15 protein-coding genes are annotated in these 17629 nt (G+C 36.8%); 10 read left to right on the top strand and 5 right to left on the bottom strand.

The window, feature by feature from the left end; genetic code table 11:
* Positions 1-45 precede the first annotated feature (45 nt).
* Positions 46-3045, bottom strand: coding sequence for a sensor histidine kinase (locus CLV48_RS03325; RefSeq protein WP_106565785.1), 3000 nt, complete (start codon positions 3043-3045; stop codon positions 46-48).
* Positions 3046-3326: 281 nt separating this feature from the next.
* Between CLV48_RS03325 and CLV48_RS03320 the strand changes: the two genes are divergently transcribed.
* The 8 genes from CLV48_RS03320 to CLV48_RS03285 all read left to right on the top strand — a co-directional run bounded on the left by CLV48_RS03320 (position 3327) and on the right by CLV48_RS03285 (position 12202).
* Complete coding sequence (locus tag CLV48_RS03320; protein WP_146140063.1) at positions 3327-5294, top strand: hypothetical protein; 1968 nt, start codon at positions 3327-3329, stop codon at positions 5292-5294.
* Between the two features lie 66 nt (positions 5295-5360).
* Entirely contained in the window at positions 5361-5816 is a 456-nt protein-coding gene (locus CLV48_RS03315; RefSeq protein WP_106565783.1) for a DoxX family protein, read from the top strand.
* A 39-nt stretch (positions 5817-5855) separates the two neighbouring features.
* The gene (locus CLV48_RS03310) at positions 5856-6383 is read left to right on the top strand and encodes a dihydrofolate reductase family protein (RefSeq protein WP_106565782.1); all 528 of its coding nucleotides are present in this window, start codon (positions 5856-5858) and stop codon (positions 6381-6383) included.
* Positions 6384-6644: 261 nt separating this feature from the next.
* A complete protein-coding gene (locus tag CLV48_RS03305) occupies positions 6645-8216 on the top strand; it encodes a S41 family peptidase (RefSeq protein WP_106565781.1) in 1572 nt (523 codons plus the stop codon).
* A gap of 215 nt (positions 8217-8431) precedes the next feature.
* Positions 8432-9241, top strand: coding sequence for an SH3 domain-containing protein (locus CLV48_RS03300; protein WP_106565780.1), 810 nt, complete (start codon positions 8432-8434; stop codon positions 9239-9241).
* Positions 9242-9469: 228 nt separating this feature from the next.
* Positions 9470-10297, top strand: coding sequence for a LytR/AlgR family response regulator transcription factor (locus tag CLV48_RS03295; protein ID WP_106565779.1), 828 nt, complete (start codon positions 9470-9472; stop codon positions 10295-10297).
* Positions 10298-10395: 98 nt separating this feature from the next.
* Complete coding sequence (locus CLV48_RS03290) at positions 10396-11016, top strand: hypothetical protein (RefSeq protein WP_106565778.1); 621 nt, start codon at positions 10396-10398, stop codon at positions 11014-11016.
* Positions 11017-11023: 7 nt separating this feature from the next.
* A complete protein-coding gene (locus CLV48_RS03285) occupies positions 11024-12202 on the top strand; it encodes a serine hydrolase domain-containing protein (protein ID WP_106565777.1) in 1179 nt (392 codons plus the stop codon).
* Between the two features lie 197 nt (positions 12203-12399).
* Here the strand turns inward: CLV48_RS03285 and CLV48_RS03280 are convergent, their stop codons facing one another.
* The 3 genes from CLV48_RS03280 to CLV48_RS03270 all read right to left on the bottom strand — a co-directional run bounded on the left by CLV48_RS03280 (position 12400) and on the right by CLV48_RS03270 (position 14816).
* Positions 12400-12849 (bottom strand): DUF4345 domain-containing protein, encoded by a 450-nt coding sequence (locus CLV48_RS03280; protein ID WP_106565776.1) that lies wholly within the window; start codon positions 12847-12849, stop codon positions 12400-12402.
* 229 nt (positions 12850-13078) lie between these two features.
* Complete coding sequence (locus CLV48_RS03275; RefSeq protein WP_170068979.1) at positions 13079-14095, bottom strand: FAD:protein FMN transferase; 1017 nt, start codon at positions 14093-14095, stop codon at positions 13079-13081.
* 1 nt (position 14096) lies between these two features.
* On the bottom strand, positions 14097-14816 hold the full coding sequence (locus CLV48_RS03270; protein WP_106565774.1) for a hypothetical protein: 720 nt from the start codon (positions 14814-14816) through the stop codon (positions 14097-14099).
* Positions 14817-14974: 158 nt separating this feature from the next.
* Here CLV48_RS03270 and CLV48_RS03265 point away from each other — a divergent pair, with 158 nt between their 5' ends.
* Positions 14975-15646, top strand: a complete 672-nt coding sequence (locus tag CLV48_RS03265) for a hemerythrin domain-containing protein (protein WP_146140062.1) — start codon at positions 14975-14977, stop codon at positions 15644-15646.
* Between the two features lie 103 nt (positions 15647-15749).
* Complete coding sequence (locus CLV48_RS03260; RefSeq protein ID WP_170068978.1) at positions 15750-16613, top strand: phosphate/phosphite/phosphonate ABC transporter substrate-binding protein; 864 nt, start codon at positions 15750-15752, stop codon at positions 16611-16613.
* Between the two features lie 599 nt (positions 16614-17212).
* Here the strand turns inward: CLV48_RS03260 and CLV48_RS03250 are convergent.
* Positions 17213-17506: a Bor family protein gene (locus CLV48_RS03250; protein ID WP_106565770.1), complete on the bottom strand. Its 294-nt coding sequence runs from the start codon at positions 17504-17506 to the stop codon at positions 17213-17215.
* Between the last annotated feature and the right edge of the window lie 123 nt (positions 17507-17629).

Genomic DNA, 17629 nt, shown 5'->3' with positions numbered 1-17629 from the left:
CATCAAAAAAGGTGGTCCTAAGGATAGGATCACCTTTTTTTATAATCAAATTCCCAACTCCAAAACTACTTCAGTTCCTTCGCCTTTTTCGGATGTAATTTTCAATTTGGCACCCATCATTTCAGCTCTCTTCTGCATGTTGCTCAGGCCATTACCGGTATCTGCATCTTGGATATCAAATCCTTTTCCATAATCCCTTACCCTCATATGTAAGTGTTTTTTCTTGATGGAAAAATGAATAAAAGCTCTGCTGCATCCGGAATATTTTATCAGGTTATTGACCGCCTCCTTGAAAATCAAAAATAAGTCCCGACGGTCATCCATGGGGAGCTTTACTTGATAAACATTGTCCTCTACTTCAAACCTAAAATCGATATCCTTAGCATCAAGTGCATTTGTGGCAAATTCTCTCATTCTTGCAATGACTTTTTCCATGCTGTCATTTTGTGGCTTGATGCTCCAAACAATGTCATCCATCGCTTCCAACATCCTTTGGGAATTATCGGATATTTTGGAGATATACTCACTGGATTTGACAGGATCTGTATTTAGTTTGGTTTTGGCCATGGTGCTAAGAATATTGATGGTGCTCAAAGTAGAACCCATATCATCATGAAGATCTCTTGCTACCCTGTTCCTTACTTTCACTACCGCCAGAATTCTATTGAGGTGTAACCTGTAAATAACGAAAATTACCCCCAAAATCAGCATAATAACTAATGACCTGAACCACCAAGTCTCGTAGTAGGGAGGGGTAATTCTAAAATAAAAGGAACCGATAGGAGATGTCATACCTTCCTCATTCTCGCTTCTGAATTCCAAAGTGTATCTTCCAGGAGGTAGCAAAGAATACACTGCCATACTTGAGTTTCCACTGCTCCTCCAGTCTTCATCTATTCCCGATAAGCGGTAATAATATTTTAGTTTGTCCTGATTGATGTAGCTTAGGGTACTAAAGTAAAATGTAAATGCATTTTGATCGTAGTTAAATGTCCTTTTTTTATCGGTATTGAGTGAATCAACGAAAATGTAATTATCGAAAAGTTTGATGCTGGTCAAAGATGGACGGTCCGGATTCAAAGAACGGTTAAAATCTCTTGGATTAAATTCAACAAATGAACTATAACCACTGAACAGAATTTTACCGTCAGATTTTAAAATGCCGCCATAGCCATCCATCTCCATCAGTCCAAATCCATCTTTTGGACCATAATGGGTAAATGAATTCTGGAAATAGTTGTATTTACAAATGCCATTTGGAGTATAAATCCATAAAAATCCATCCATATCAGGAACCATGTGAAGGATATCATTGCTTATCATCCCTTCAGAGTAAGAAAGAATCCTGTTTTCTCCGGTTTTGGCATTATAAGCATTCAATAAATCATAGGCAAAGAAGAAAATGCTGTCATTCAATTGGATTACTTTTTCTACTTTATTGGATGACAATATACTTTCATCTAAATGCTTTAGTATTTCATTGCTTTTTGTATCCAGGCAATATACACCATTGTTTGAGGTCCCAACCCAGATTCTTTTTTCCTGATCTACGACATGGGCAAAACTGAATCCATCGAAAGAGCGGATGAGTTCAAAAGATTCATTTGACAATGCTCCTTTCGCTTTGTATTTTATCAAATCCCCTTTTTGGGTAGTGAACCAGACATTGCCTTCATTGTCCTGAGAAATACTTCTAATTGTAGATTTACTGAAAATGGGGAAATTGTAAAACCTGGATTCTTTGGTAATAGGGTCGATGACATGAAGCCAGCCAGATTGGTTGCCGGTCCATACCATGCCTGAATGGCTTTCTTGGATCAATGCCCAAGGCTGATAGGCTCCTTTGTCAGGAGGGGCATTGAGATAAAGTTTTTGATTCGGAATTTCATTCAGTTCTTCATTCAAAATTAAGAGCCCTCTTCCCCAACTTGGAATCCATAACTCTTTATTTTTACCGCATTTTACCTCATATGCGCCCAAGAACATATGTTTTGGATTACCTCCAGGGAAATTACGGTATCTTATTTCAGGAAAATCATCGATATAATAATAAAGGCCTTCATCTGAGGCTAACCAAAGTCCACCTTCCCGGTCCTCAAAAATCTGATAAATTTCAGAGAATTTGAAAAATTCATTTCTTGGAAATGAAAATTTCCCGCTTTTTGCATCATAGATATAAAGGCTGTTGACCCCATAATACCACAATTCACCCTTATTGGTAATAAGGGCAGTTTTCATTTCGCGGTATTCACCACTGGTATTTGTTAAAGCCAAGGCATCTGGGATATTCGAATTTGACTTTTCAGAATAAGCGATAAATCTCTGATTTGGATTCCAAAAGACCACCCAATGGTTCCGGTCCTGGTCTATAGTGAAATCAAATACTACTTTAATTTCTTCATTGGAAAGATGAGGAAGCTGTTTGGGATTGTTCTTTTTGTGATAAACTTCACCTGATTCAGGGTCAAAAACGGAAAGGCCCTGCTGACAGCCTATCCAGTAATATCCTGTTTTAACATCCTCAAAAATAGTGATTGGCTGATAACCATCCGGATATTTCAAAGGGCTGGTTGATTCTGAGAAAAGCCCTTTAAATTTATCGTAATAGAGGATTTTGTTTCTTTTTAAGATCAAAAACACCCTTCCTTTGTTATCTATCCATAACCTTTCGCCATGGAAACGTACTTCGGATTTTTCTATTGGAATTTCTTTGAAACTTTGATCAGCAGGATTGTATATACCATAGGAATCCCCATATCGGATCCACATGTTGCCTTCCCTGTCTTCAAGAATCTGACGAACAGGTTGGGCAGGTCTTATTTGGGGCTTATGGATGGAAAAATACAGGAAATATTTTCCATCAAAGCGTTGTAATCCATTTGAGGTACCAATCCACATATAGCCTTTTTTATCCTGCCATACCGCATAAACATTGTTGGAGGCAAGTCCTTCTATTGTACTGATCCTATTGAAAAATCTGTTGGGATTGGCCAGGCAGGTCAGACCAAGAAAAATGGAAATCATCAAAATCAGTATTCTTCTCATATTCAGGACTAAAATTACTGATCTCTTTGGTTAATCACAGCAAAGAGGCTGTTAAATAACATCTTTATGTGATCAAATGAGATAGGAGCCCAAAATCTTGTTTTTCAACTCAAATTCAAGCTTTTTTTTATTATGTGGTTTTGAATCTGTCCTGTAAGAAGCCTGATTTTGATAGATGTCCCAGTTTTGAAGCAACCTTCCTGCGCAAATTTTCATCCAAATGGATGTATTTCGATCTCATGACTGAGTTTTTGAAATTTAAACCGAACCAATTATTTCTTATGAAAAGATTACCGTTTTTAAAGTGTCTGCCCTTTCTTTTATGGGGTATACTTTCATCTTGTGATCAGGATATTGAACCTAATATTCCCGTTAACCTTAAAGCTATTGCCGGGGAAAACCAAGAGGCTGTTGTCAATAGAGAGGTTTTGCTCCAAGGAAAAGTGGAGGGTGGTACTGGAAACCTACATTACAATTGGGCCATTAAGTCCAAGCCTGAAGGCAGTCAATCTGTTATTGAAGAAAGCGACAAGATTACAGCCAATTTTATACCTGACCTTTCAGGAATTTATTTACTCGAATTTACGGTTTCCAAAGGTAGTATTTCGGCCAAAGATGAACTCACCATTTTGGCTAAACCTGATGGTTCAAACCCTCCATTTGAGCCAAATAACTATATTTCCAGGGATATCAATGAAGATACCATTTGGGAAGATAAATACGAAGATCCTGCTATTCCGGATTACATAGTCACAAAGGAAATTGCTGTAAACGCTAATCTGACAATCCAACCTGGCGTAGTGGTGCATTTCAAGGAAAATGCCGGTCTGAAAGTCAATGGCGCCCTCCTTGCATCAGGACTATCGGATAAGAGAATTTTTTTGATTGGGGAAGAACCATCCAAAGGGTATTGGAAGGGTGTTTTAATTAACAGTAACGCTGTTGAAAACAGAATAGAGCATGTGTACATGGCCCATGGAGGAGGTGCGGAATTTTTAGAGATGCCAGGAGCCAAGGCCAACTTGCTGGTCAATGGACAAAATCAGCCTTCACAATTGAAATTGGCTAATTCCAATATCCGGGAAAGCAAAAACTATGGCATGTATATGGCTCCCAATGCAATACTTTCCCTGTTTGAAAACAATAGTTTTTCCGAAAATGAAGGTCCTGCTGCTTTTGTTCCTGCTCATCAAGTTCACTTTTTGGATTTTCATTCCAGATTCAAAGATAAAAATGGCTTTGATGGAGTGGAGACTAGTGGGGAGTTGAACCTCAGTACATCTGTTACTTGGTCAGGATTTAATGATAGGTCCAAATATTTGATTTCTTCTGATTTGACAATCAAATCAGGAATGGAAGTAATGCCCGGAGCTGCTTTTGAAATCAGTGCTGGCAAAATGATCCATGTAACAGGAAATGGATATCTTAAAGCTGTTGGAAATCAATCCCAGAGGATTGATTTTACTGCAAGAGTGAAGGATGGTAACCATAATTGGAAAGGTATTTTCTTTCAAAGCAGCCACCTTGATAATATTTTGTCCAGGGCAGATGTATCCTTTGCAGGATCTTCTTCCTTCTCAGGCATTCCCCAAAAAGCCAATATTGCAGTTTCCGGTACCTTGATACTTAGGATGTCCAGAATCAATTATTCGGGAGGGTATGGAGTATATGCCACTCATTTGCAGGCTGTAAATGAAGATATTGCTACTTCTAATGTTTTTGGGTCGACCCCATTAGGTTACGTTTTCCCTGAAAGTCTGGCCAACCCTGGACTGCCTTCTCTTAAAGGGGATTGGGTAGATTGGTGGAGCTTCAATGAGGAACTCTTCCATTTGGATCCCAATTTTTACAATAGGAATACCGGTCTTTGGTTTGGTGGGGCAGCTGGCCCTTGGCACAGCAATCAAGCAGGTGGTTTTGGAATCCGTTTTTCAGAAGATGGCAAGTTCACGTGGTTGATCGCTGAAAAATATGAAAATGATCCTTCCTGCATATCTTATGCTGCCGAGTATATTAACGGTACTTTTCAAAAAAATGCCCAAACACTCCTTTTGCAGCAAAATTATTGGAGAAGTAAATTTTACCTAAGCTGTGAGACAGACCAAAACTATGACGAAAATGTCCAGCCAGGACTTGTGCAGTTAAAATATGAAATCAAAAGGGTTTTTCATCCTTTGTCAGGACTTGCATTTTGGGAGTTGAAAATTACCAATCTAGACAACTCGACATTTTCCTATTTTAAACTTTAGAGGAAAGTAAAACCTGCAGGGATTCCATATGATTTTGGGGTCCCTTTAAGTTCAATTGACTTAATTATGACGCCTTTAATACTCTTACTATGTGTTTTCATAATTTCCATAATAGCAAACAGGGTCTTCTATGGAAATTTCCGGCTTGAGTTATCAGGTAGAATTGCAATGTCTGCCATGATGATATTTACAGGAATTGGACATTTTTTATTTACCAAAGGAATGGTCCTCATGTTGCCTACATTTGTGCCATTAAAAACAGAGATAATTTACTTTACGGGAATAATTGAATTCATAGCAGCAATTGGATTATTTATTCCAGCTGTTAGAAAATATGTCGGTTGGTTGTTGATTGTATTTTTTATATTAGTTCTTCCGGCAAACGTCCACGCCGCTGTAAATCATATTGACATTCAAAAAAGTACTTTTGATGGGAAAGGATTGGACTATTTATGGTTAAGGATACCCATACAAATTCTATATATTTTTTGGGTTTATTTGACTGCGGTTAATATTAGGTAAAGGAGATATTTTAAAAATGATAACAGTAAAAATTGAGAAATGAGAAAAGTGATTTTGTATATAGCCTGTAGTCTAGATGGCTTTATTGCCAAGGAGGGTGATGATCTTTCTTTTTTGGATGCTGTGGCCAAAGAAGGGGAAGATTATGGATATGCTGAATTTGTAGATTCTGTAGACACTGTAATTATGGGAAGAAGGACTTATGAGTGGGTAATGTCCCAGGTCGAAGAATTCCCCTATGCAGGCAAAGAGACATATATCATTACAAGAGAGTTGAGAGAAAGTATAGGAAAAGTTCATTTTTATTCCGATGATATTGAAACATTGATCGATCGCTTAAAGAGAAGGGAGGGAAGAAATCTATTCATTGTAGGAGGCGCGCAGGTAGTAAAGATGGTACTTGATGCTGGCTTAATGGATGAAATGATCATTTCAATTGTCCCAGTTCTTCTCGGGGACGGGATTCCTCTTTTTTCCAAGGGGATTCCGGCAAGTAATTTAAAGCTTGTAAGTACAAGGAATTTTGAAAGTGGTTTGGTACAGTTTCACTATATGTTTACAAGATAATGTCAAATTTCTTAGGAATGAGATGCAAATAAATGATAGTGGTAATTTTTGAGATGCAACCAATAAAGCTTTTTCACCATCAATGAGGTATAGACGGGTCTTACCGACTGTTTAAGTATCATAATATTCGTTTTTCAATTAAAGGATTGACCTTTCATCCTGTTCCCTATATGCATACCGTTTGCTTTTCCCATTAAGTTATCAACGGCTTGATTTCTGGGCAAATTGAAAAATTCTTCAATTAGACTGGGATTAAAAATCATGAAAACAAAAGTGCTACTCTTATTTAAATTACTGATTTTCAATAATCTATCTTTCTCTTTTCCCTTGATTTCTTCAAATGAAGTTTGTCCCTGTTTAGAAGAATTCGAATTTCTCAAAGGTTATGTGGAGAGGAACCATCCAGCATTTGGAGACAATGTAAATGAGACAAACCGGGTCGAGTATGAAGAATTTGTGGATTTACTGTTCAAAGCAATCCAAAGAGACAGTATAAATGATCATTGTATTATCTATTTGAAAAAATACTTGGCATATTTTAAAGATAATCACAGTCAAATCAATGACATGGGAGTCCAGGTAGATGAAAATGATGAGGAGTCAATGAAACGGTTCTTTTCATCTTCTAGATTTCAACAAAGGGAAAGGATTCCAATTGATACCGAGGAAATTGACGCATACCTGCATTCAGGAAATTCTGAGTTAGTCGAGGGTATTTATGAAAGTCAGGATGGGACATATAAGGTAGCTTTATTGAGGAATCAGAATGGTTTTCGTGACTATTATGGTATAATTCTAGAATCGCAAACCAGATTATGGGAACCTGGACAGGTGAAATTTGAACTTAAAAAATTAGATGAAAACCTATTTGAGGGATTTTTCTATTATAAGTTTTATGGTCTCAATTATGAAACAGTAAGTTTGGAAGAAAACAGATTGGGAACATGGATTAAGTTGGGGGCTTCTCAGAATGGCCAAACTTTTATATCACCAGGAAATGGGCAAGGTCAGCAACTTTTTGAGTACAAAAAAATTGATGAACAAACTGGCTACCTTGCTATTAGGACATTTGATGGGTATTTTAAAAATGAATTAGACTCTCTTATTAATGCCCATGAGAATGAAATTTTAAATTTGCCTCATTTGATTATTGATGTAAGAGGAAATGGAGGAGGAAGTGATGCATTACTGGCTCCATTCTACCCATTATTTTATACAGATACCTTGAAAAATGAATTGCCACAGATATACGCCACACAAGATAATCTGATAACATACCAGGATCTATTACAGAATCTGAAAGCTGATTCTCTCCGGTATGGCAGAGCAACAATTGAGCATGTTGAGAAAATGATTTTAAAAATTCAAAATGCAGGGGAGGGTGAATTTGTCAATATGATTGATCCAGTTGTAAGTGGTATAGAAGAGATAAGTTTTAGGTTTGGCACCAAGGATTTTATTTTCAAAAGCACCATGGGGATAAACAATCGTTATAACCTTACCTATCATCCCCAAAAAGAATTATTGCCTTCAATGCCTGAAAAAATTGTTGTGCTCATGGACCGCGGATGTGCCAGCACTTGTGAAAACTTTATTTTACTTGCTCATCAGAGCAAAAAAGCCATTACTTATGGTGATAATTCCGGTGGTTACAAGGGATATGGTAATGTTTTTTCAGTAAAGACCCCATTGGGTTACAATTTCAAAATGAGCACTACCCGGTACGAGCAGCAGGCAAAATTTGAGTTTGTTGGCATTCCTCCTAAGGTTAGAGCTGTTCCCAATGAGGATTGGATAGGAAAGTCACTTGAACTATTTGAATTGGAATTTTAAGATTTTCTTGAGAAGATTTCTTTGAGAAAGTATAGAACGATTGATTTGGACAGATATTTAAGCATTTCATTTTTACATTCCACTTGAATTTATGGCAGGAAAATTGCTGATCGACTTTCAGATTTATTGATTTCTTTACGCCTTTAATTCTATACACATCTATTTTATTCTTTATGCTTACCCATAATTGGGTAATTGCTTAATATGTTACGACTATGAAAAAATTCTACAGTTTATTGATTTTATCATTGGTGATTTTCATTATTTCCAATGAGGTCAATGCCCAAACACTTTATGTGAGTTCCAGTGTGGGCGCAAATCTTAGAAGTGGTCCAGGAACCAATAATACAGTAATTGCAACTATCCCACAGAATGGGCAAGTAATTGTTGTCGGTAAGGAAGGTTCCTGGACAAAAGTTCGTTACAATGGTAATACAGGTTATGTCAGTTCATCCCTATTGTCTGAAAATCAAACCAAGTCAAGCAGTAACACACAAAGGTCTTCAGCAAATAGAAATTCCAGTTCCCAATCCAGAAGTGGAAGCAGGTCTTATGGCGGTTCTGGATATACCACTGCATTGGGTTTAAGAGGTGGATTTACTTCCGGCATATCATTTAAACATTTTACAAATCCAAATGGGGCCATAGAACTGGTATTAGGATCCAGATGGCATGGTATTTCTCTTTCCGGAATGTACCAATGGCATAAACCAGGAGCCTTTGGTGTTTCTGAGCTCTCTTGGGTTTACGGATTAGGGGCTAGGCTAGGGTTTTATGACGGATATTATTATTACTATCACCCGAGAAGAGGGAGGTGCAGGGACCCATGGGATCCAAGATGCGATTCATATTATTACAACAGAAACTTTACTGCAGTAGGTTTACTTGGAATTGGAGGACTGGAATACCAGTTTAAAGAAATCCCGCTTACGATCAGCTTGGATTTGATTCCCTATTTTTATTTCAACCATTGGAGAGGTAGTTTCTTAGATGGCAGTGTTTCAGTAAGATATATTATAAAATAAACAAAAAAAGGAGCCCGGCTCCTTTTTTTGGCTTATTGTCAACTGTCCTTTTTGGTTTTGGAAATTTTTGAATAAGATTCGATCTATTCTTCCAAGATAAAGGCATTGTTTTTACCTAAATAGTCGCTGAGGCCTTCACCTTCCAGAATTTCGATTCTCCTTTTCAGTACTTTTGTTTAGCTGTTTTATGGCTTAAATTACGGTGATCATATTCATTGAAGGATTAAAATGGAAAAAATCAATTCTAAAGACAAAGAATACCGCTATCATCCAGATATTTTGGTTTTTTTGTTTGCTATCCCCATAATAAATGCCATTAACTTCCATTTGACTTATGCTAATATTTCCTTCAACAGCTTTTTCATCAACCGTTTTCTAATTGACTTGGTACAAGGCTATTTGGCTTGGTGGATTGTCAGGTGGTTGATTTTAACTTTAGATAAAAAAATCCCTTATTCTGCTGACCCAATCAAAAGAATCTCTATTCAGCTTTTATTGACGACCTTTGCGGGACTTTTTTTCATTGCATCCACTACAGAAATCCTCAGCATTTTAATAAAAGGGGAGTTTGCCCCAATTGATTTCTATACCAAGGACCTATTGATCATAGCGGTGTGGTTTCTTGTAATCAATGGTTACTATATAGGGATGTATTTTTTTCATGAATGGCAAGCGAGCATTCAAAACTCAGATCAATTTAACCCCAAGGGAACTGGGTTAAATGTTAAAACGGGTAATAAAAACCTCTTGGTCAAATTTCCGGAGATTTTTTACATTAAAGTTGATGGTGATTATGTCCAATTGACAGACTTTTCGAACAATAAGTATTACCTTGATTCTTCCTTGGACAAAATTGAAAAAATGCTTCCCGAATTAGATTTTTTCAGAATCAATAGACAGATTTTGGTGCACAGACAATTAGTAAAGGGTTTCAAAAGGATTGAAAATGGGAAATTGGAGGTTCAACTTGAAGGAGAGTTCAGTTCATTGCCCGACCTGACAATAAGCCGTACAAAAGCTCCCGCATTTCGTACCTGGTTTATGCCCAAGAACTGACATTTCGAAGGTAATTTACATACAATTCACCGGATCTATTAATTGAAATGTACTTTTCTCCCAATATCCCTACTTAGTTTTGGATAAAATTCTTGACTATGAAATCGGCCAAAGTTATCTTCTTTTTACTCCTCGGATTAACTTGTCGGCTTACCTATGGCCAGTCCCAACAGGATAGGGAATATCGAAATTTCCCAATTGTACTCAGCATGCAGTTTCATTCTCTTTCAATGCCTTTCAAGGATATAAAATCAAACTTCAAAAATGTGGGATTTGGGATTGGAACAGAAGTAAGTCTAAATGGTGAACGGAATTGGGTGCAACAATTTGATGTGGTTTGGGTCAAAAACAAAGGAATTGGAAATGGACTTTTGTTTACTTCTCAAGCCGCATGGCGACCGATGATCAGTAATGGATTTTTTACGGAAATTAAGTTTGGAATGGGCTATATGCTCTCCAAGCATCCATCTTCACCTTGGGAGCAAAAGGGTAGTCAATGGGTAAAATCTGATCAACAAAGAAAAGGTATGTTGGCATTGCCTATTGGTATTGGTACAGGGTATTATAATTATGCATCAGATCTGTTCATTTCACCATTTGCAGGTTACCAAATGCTTCTTCTTTCAAAATACAACAAGACCCTACCCATCGTACCTCAGACCTTGATCCAGACTGGGCTTCGTATTTATCCTTCATATAGCCCAAGCCACAAAAACTGACCCAACCATGAAAATTAAAACATTTATCGGAATAATGTTTTTCCTCCTTCTTATTTGGGGAAATTTAGTTTCTCAAGGTTTGGAAGTCAAATCCTGTGAGATGACCGCTATTTCGGATAATAGCCAAAATGCTTTAGCTGTTCAGAAAGCATTGGACAAGTTGACCCAAAATCAGATACCGGGGGCTGTAGCTGGGGTGTTGAATAGGGATGGAATTCTTCAGATTTGGAGCAGTGGTTACGCCTCCATCGAGGAGCCAGTGCCTATGGAAAGTTGTCACCTTCACTATATTCAGAGTATTGCCAAAACCTATATGGCAGTTAGTATTCTGCAGCTTTGGGAAGAAGGACGCTTGGATTTGGACAAAACAATTGAGGAATATTTACCTGTTTCACTTTCTGTGCAGATACCAAATGCAAGCAAGGTGAGTATCCGGATGTTATTGAATCATACATCGGGAATTCCTGAATACAATAATGATCCAAATTATGTAACAAACTTGTTACAAAACCCTCAAAGGATTTTTGAACCTGAGGAATACCTGAAATACATCAAAAGGAAAAAACCTGATTTTGAACCAGGGTCAAAATATTCTTATCGAAACTCTAACTATTTGATTTTGGCTCTCATTGCCGAATATATTACAAGAGACCACCAAGCATATATGCAAGAAAAGATTTTCAAACCACTAGGTTTGCTTGATACCCATTACCGGATCCGTCAAGGAAATGATTTTGGCCAGAGATTAGTACAAAGTTATTGGGACAGGTATAGCAACAATCAATTAGAAAATATTTCAGTTCTTCAAAACAGCAATGTGGCCTCAATGATTGGAGATGACGGAATCATAACCACCTCAAAAGAGGCATTGTTATTTTTGAAAGGTTTGATGGAAGGGAAACTGATCAATTCCAAAACTTTGGAAATGATGAAGGAACCGGTTTTCAATAGCAAAGGACTACCTGCTTATGGTTTGGGTATTTCTTTTACCAAATTTTCAGGAATACCGGCTTTGGGGCATAGTGGTGGGGGACTTGGTTCAGGTAGCCAGTTGTATTTTTTTCCTGACAAACAACTTTATATATTTTTGGCCATCAATTTAGGTACTGTAACCGAAAGCCCTATTCATGTCGAAGCGGAGAAGATTTTGGAAGAGATCTATAGTATTTTACTTTCTTCAGACTGAAATTTAAGAAAGTAAAAAATGTCAATATTCAAAGATTCAGCCCTGATTTGCACTTAACAGCTTTAATGAAAAAAACCGCCAAGTTTACTATCTCATCCATGCTGTTTTGGAGACTGGAATTGATTTGAATTAACTTAGCCGGTTTTTATCCTCTTATTTAGGTTAGAAATCTATTAATTGACCTATTATTTACAGTTTCAAGACAGCCTATTCTGGTCTATCATGGTGTAGATCAGTTCATCGGTTTTAGTAAAGATGTTTTTAGCCAATAAGATTCCTGCACCAACAATGAAGAGGAAACTCTCTATCATCAACCAATTTGATCCAAAATCACCCAAATTGCCTTCCAAAAGTATTGTCAGAACCCTACTTATGGCATAGCTTCCCCAAAACATCACCAAAAAACCAAAAGCCCATTCATGTTTTTTGAATAGCAGGAAAATTAGCATGGAAGAAATTGAAATACCAACACCTCCATACACTCCACGGATAGAACTTATGGCATCAGTATTGTTCAGGTTAACCTGCACCATATCCATGACCTGTTGGGGAGAAAATAGGGCCATGATACTTACATAAAGAAGACTCAAAAGAGAAAAGATCACATATACTTTCGTAGTTCTTTCAAAGATTTTGTTGCTTTTCATAATTTCTGATATTGTGTTAGTTTTTTATTTTCATTGTAGATGGATCTAATTCCTTCCGGGTTGTCAACTAATTTTCCAACAGGCTAAAAATCACATTTTTGTGTGATGATCAAATAGTTGCTTAAGGCTTTTGATTCTTGACTTCAAATAGATAAAAAAAACCAGCTCCAGTGAAAAGTAGTGGATTTCGAGTTAGTTGAAGTACATTTATTTGGGTCAAGGATTAGATCTATTTTTCTTTTGGATTTTTGAAACCAGAAGAATTCCAAATTTCTAGATTTCCGTTCAGATTATAGACTATCAAACCTTCCAGGTCAGGATCATTGTTGATCAGATGAATGGAATCCTCCAAGTCCAAGATCATGCAGATTGTGGCAAAAGCATCGGCTTTGACGCAACGGGAAGAAGTAATATGTGTCGCCAGAATCCCATTGGAGATGGGGAAACCAGTCCTTAAATCAATCAGGTGGGAATGTTTATTCCCTTTGGCATCAACATAGAACTTGTTTAGGTTTCCTGAGCTTGAATAAGCTGTATTGTTAAAACTGTGATTTAGTTTTTTTGAATATTTCTTCATGAATTCCGGAGGTAGGTTATTTAAAAAGTTCAAACTGTTTTTTCTTTTGCCTAAGCCATAAGTGACTCCATCCAATCCGAATTCGATATGAAAGTTTTTTACATTGTTTTTCATTAGGAAATCGGAAAGCTGATCAATAAGATATCCTTTATCCAGGTAATTTAAATCAAGCATAATGCCCGGCTGATTGGACTTGATCATATTAGTTCCTATTTCCACATTTCTTATGTCACATAACCTTACCAATTCTTCAACTTTTTCATTGGTCATCTGTCTTTGATTGGAGAATTCCCGGCCCCATTCTTTAATTAAAGGCAACATAGTATGGCTCACTGCCCCACCTGATAAAAAATGGAAAAAATTTGATAATTCAAGGAGGGTCGACAAATGACTTGATGTATTTTCTATGCTTCCAAAACGGTTGAACCTTGAAATTTCAGAATTGGGGAGTTGAAGGTTTACCGCTAGATCAATTTCATGGATCAGAGAATCAATTGATTTTTCCAACTGTGGATCTCCTTCAAAAGAAATGGAATAGAAAACACCCAATGCTTTTCCTTCAATAAAAACATTGGGTGATTTATCCTTAAAAAAATGTAACCAAACAACTAGGGCTGTAAGAATTAATAAAGTACCCCAGGTGAGATTTTTCACTGATACTGTTCTCATCTTACTCCTCCAAAAAATATTTGTCAGCAATGGTTTTACAGTCATTTGTGTAATAAAAGATATGCTTTCCGAGGTCTTGGAATTTTGGTTTTCTGATTTCTATTAAATTAGGACAGTCTTCAAATAAATTTTCAAAGGCCTTTTTATAGTTTTCTTTTTTAACCTTGGAAATCTGAGCTCCATATTTTGAAACCAAATAAGCTCTTTGCATTTCACCTGTAACCGTAATTGTTCCTTTTCTCAATGCAGTGCTTTTTCTTGAATTTACAGAATGATATACCTGGATTTTATCATCAAAATGAGGATTAAGTAGCTGCAATAGTAATTCTTTTCCACCTTTCAGTTGAGCATTTCTAAAAACCACATAGTCATTTAATTTGACTGCACTTCGATCTGTTTTAAACAGTGCTTTAATGGAAGCAGAACTTTCGTTGAGGTATTGGGCTTTTACAAGATCATTGGAAAATATTCCAAATTCAAAGATTTTATCAGCCTTAAGTTCATGCCTTTGTCCCGAATCATCTCTGATAACCACCTTATTGATGCCACGTCCAGAGGTGGTATTGAGTAATTCTCCATTTATTTGGCTGCCGTCTTTTAGTAATACAAAAGCTTTCTTGGATAACGGCATTTCCTCTAATGGGGGCAACAGGGTCTGGGAATTTCCTTGAAATAAGGTAAATAGCCAGAATACAAGGAGAAATAACAATATTTTATTCATGGTTATAGTTGGTTTTTCTGTAAGATGGCTGGCATGGTGGTTAGGTTGCACCGAGATGGGTCATTTGGGAGGAAACCACATCATCATGTGGTTTTTAAACAGCCTGCAACTTCCCTTTGATTTTCACCATCCTTAGGGAAAGAAAAATTAAAGGTTCTATGCAAATTTTAAGACTAAATCCCTATTTATTGCCGCACAAAGGTCTAAGGTACCTACTTGGCAAAGTGTCATTTTTGGCTGGTAATCTGGATCAAACCAAAGCTGAAGAAGTGAAGAAATTGAAAATGTTATCCAATGAACTTTTTTTCCTCTTGGAACAGCATGCCCATGTGGAGGATCATGTGATTTTACCCGAGCTGGAGAGAAGGTGCCTTGGAAGCACTGTTGAAAACCATGAAGAACATGAGTATTTGGAGGGTATGGTGGCTGAGTTGGAGCAAAAAGTCAATGCACTTGAAGTGGGCAATTCTCCTGAGAATTTCTTTGATTACTTTTTGGATTTCTCTGAGTTTCATTCAAAATATTTGTCGCACATGATTTTTGAGGAGAGGATGGTCCTTCAGTTGGTTTGGGAAAATTACAGTGATGAAGAATTGATCCAACAGCACCACAGCATTGTTTCTTCATTTACGCCTGAAAAGATTTTGAGATGGTTCAAGTATATCATTCCTGCTTTAGATCCATCCGAAAGAATGATGGCTTTGGCAGGACTTAAAGCCAATGCCCCAAAATCATTTTTTTATCAATTAGTGAATGTTATAGGTTCTGAAATGGACCCTTTGGTATTCTCTAAATTACTCAAGTCTTTGGAAGAAAAGACCTTGGTCTGACAAAGACCTGTAATATGGGTATCTGATGATAAGTTTTTGGATTCCCTATTATTATTTGAAAATCTTGATCTATAAAAATATCCTACATCATAAAGACCTCAATATGAAAATTTTCTCATTAATACTTGCCTTATTATTATCTCTGACTTTCAGGGCTTCCTTTGCAGAGGAAGAAAAAAAATTCCTCACTTTAGGGACTTACACTTATGGAATACACCATAGAATGGAAAATCTTCTGCCCCTATCCAGTTTGTTACAGGAAAAACTCGATGGAGAGTATAAGGTTGTTACGGTTTCCTTTCCCTCGGTTGATGACCTGATACAGGCCATGCTTCAAAATGAAGTGGATATAGTATTTATCAGCACATCCGGCTATTTGGGTTATTTGGAACAAGCCCAGGATTTTGACATAGCCGGAGCCTTGATTGATGATTCGGGGTCTAGCTCAAGTTACCGTTCTGTTATTGCTGCATCCAAGCAATCGGGAATTTCAGATTGGGAAGGAGTAATGAAAAAATCAAAGGACTTGAAATTTTCCTTTGTAGATGAAAAATCAACTTCCGGATTTATGTTTCCCATAAAGCAACTTGAATCTAAAAATCTTATTCCTTTGAATGAGTACTTTAATAGTATTGATTTTTCTGGGAATCATATGAAAGCATTGGAGTCCATACTTTCAGGTGACTCCGATCTGGCAGCATTTGGTGCCAATGATTTACATGCCCTCGGAAATAGAAAAGAGGAAATCAATATACTTTGGATTTCAGATGCGATTCCACTTGGGCCCGTTTTGGTGAGCAAGACCATAGAAGAGAGGGTTAAAAAGGAAATAGAGGACTTATTACATGGACTTCATCAAACCGAACCTACTGTATTTGAGACCATCAAATCAGGATGGGTGGAAGCCCAGCATGCTTCCAGGTTTGAGAAAGTAAACTTGGCTTATTACCTTGAGTTTCTAAAATAATTTTGGCATTGTTATTTAGCCTGAATTCATAGATTTTTTTAGTGAGGGATCAGTTACAAGAAGGTAATTAAGTACCAAGACAAAGGGGAAAAGGCAAAAATGGTTTTCGTCAAGGTTGGATTTAGCCATGCTGGTCTGTCATCAGGAAAGAGGGTCAAAATTCTTGCTCCTGGAACTATACTGGATTGGTGACTTTTTTTTCTAGAGAAAAGGTCACGAAATGAAAATGTTAAAATATTCATTCTGCCAGATTGAATTTTAATTTACGTTTTCATCATAATTAAAGTTAAATTTCACCGAAATATAAAAACTAAAGCTGCCTCAAAAATAGGGGCAGCTTTTTTATTCGATTTTTTCTGCAAAACAAACCTTATAGAAACAATCCTATTATTTGCATAAATCATATCAGCAGCTATTACTCATTTCAATAAACCTTTATTTTGAGGGAAAGTAACTTCTTGATATTTGCAGTAATAAATGGATAGGCATGTTTCAATAGCGGTTTTCTTTTTGATTGTTCTAGCCATAAAAAAAAAGAGACCGAAATTTGATTTCGGCCCCAAGTTCAAAAAATATGAAGCAAAATTTAATTTTCGGTCTTATTTGACCACTTTGGTCGTTGTAGGTGTATAAATACCAAATGTCAGTGCATTCAGTAGGCCATCAATAAATGAATGTTGAATCGTTACTGAATAATCTGTTGATTCCCCTGCCATTTTCACCGGATCAGCGGTTTTTAAAGGTGCCAGGCCATACACGAGGTAATGACTTTTTTCGGTAGTTTCTACTCCTTTTTGAGGCCCATTTCCTACCATATAGGTTTGCGTGTAACAAGATGTCAAAGAACCTGAAAGTGCCAGGATCAAAGCTGATTTAAAAATGATTTTTTTCATTTGTAGTTGGTTTAATTTTAATTGTAAAATTCACTTTTATTCAGGGATCAACCTATCGCATGTTTGGGTTAATTTGAAGCTGAAATATTTTATAAAATATTGAAAATAAGATTGTTGAGTTTT

The organism is Cecembia rubra, assembly GCF_003014575.1.
Taxonomy (GTDB): domain Bacteria; phylum Bacteroidota; class Bacteroidia; order Cytophagales; family Cyclobacteriaceae; genus Cecembia_A; species Cecembia_A rubra.
This window is presented reverse-complemented; position numbering and strand designations above follow the sequence as displayed.

Excerpts from the sequence above, each read along its gene's own strand:
- CLV48_RS03325 (WP_106565785.1), bottom strand. The coding sequence starts at position 3,045 with ATGAGAAGAATACTGATTTTGATGATTTCCATTTTTCTTGGTCTGACC.
- CLV48_RS03320 (WP_146140063.1), top strand. The coding sequence starts at position 3,327 with ATGAAAAGATTACCGTTTTTAAAGTGTCTGCCCTTTCTTTTATGGGGT.
- CLV48_RS03315 (WP_106565783.1), top strand. The coding sequence starts at position 5,361 with ATGACGCCTTTAATACTCTTACTATGTGTTTTCATAATTTCCATAATA.
- CLV48_RS03310 (WP_106565782.1), top strand. The coding sequence starts at position 5,856 with ATGAGAAAAGTGATTTTGTATATAGCCTGTAGTCTAGATGGCTTTATT.
- CLV48_RS03305 (WP_106565781.1), top strand. The coding sequence starts at position 6,645 with ATGAAAACAAAAGTGCTACTCTTATTTAAATTACTGATTTTCAATAAT.
- CLV48_RS03300 (WP_106565780.1), top strand. The coding sequence starts at position 8,432 with ATGAAAAAATTCTACAGTTTATTGATTTTATCATTGGTGATTTTCATT.
- CLV48_RS03295 (WP_106565779.1), top strand. The coding sequence starts at position 9,470 with ATGGAAAAAATCAATTCTAAAGACAAAGAATACCGCTATCATCCAGAT.
- CLV48_RS03290 (WP_106565778.1), top strand. The coding sequence starts at position 10,396 with ATGAAATCGGCCAAAGTTATCTTCTTTTTACTCCTCGGATTAACTTGT.
- CLV48_RS03285 (WP_106565777.1), top strand. The coding sequence starts at position 11,024 with ATGAAAATTAAAACATTTATCGGAATAATGTTTTTCCTCCTTCTTATT.
- CLV48_RS03280 (WP_106565776.1), bottom strand. The coding sequence starts at position 12,849 with ATGAAAAGCAACAAAATCTTTGAAAGAACTACGAAAGTATATGTGATC.
- CLV48_RS03275 (WP_170068979.1), bottom strand. The coding sequence starts at position 14,095 with ATGAGAACAGTATCAGTGAAAAATCTCACCTGGGGTACTTTATTAATT.
- CLV48_RS03270 (WP_106565774.1), bottom strand. The coding sequence starts at position 14,816 with ATGAATAAAATATTGTTATTTCTCCTTGTATTCTGGCTATTTACCTTA.
- CLV48_RS03265 (WP_146140062.1), top strand. The coding sequence starts at position 14,975 with ATGCAAATTTTAAGACTAAATCCCTATTTATTGCCGCACAAAGGTCTA.
- CLV48_RS03260 (WP_170068978.1), top strand. The coding sequence starts at position 15,750 with ATGAAAATTTTCTCATTAATACTTGCCTTATTATTATCTCTGACTTTC.
- CLV48_RS03250 (WP_106565770.1), bottom strand. The coding sequence starts at position 17,506 with ATGAAAAAAATCATTTTTAAATCAGCTTTGATCCTGGCACTTTCAGGT.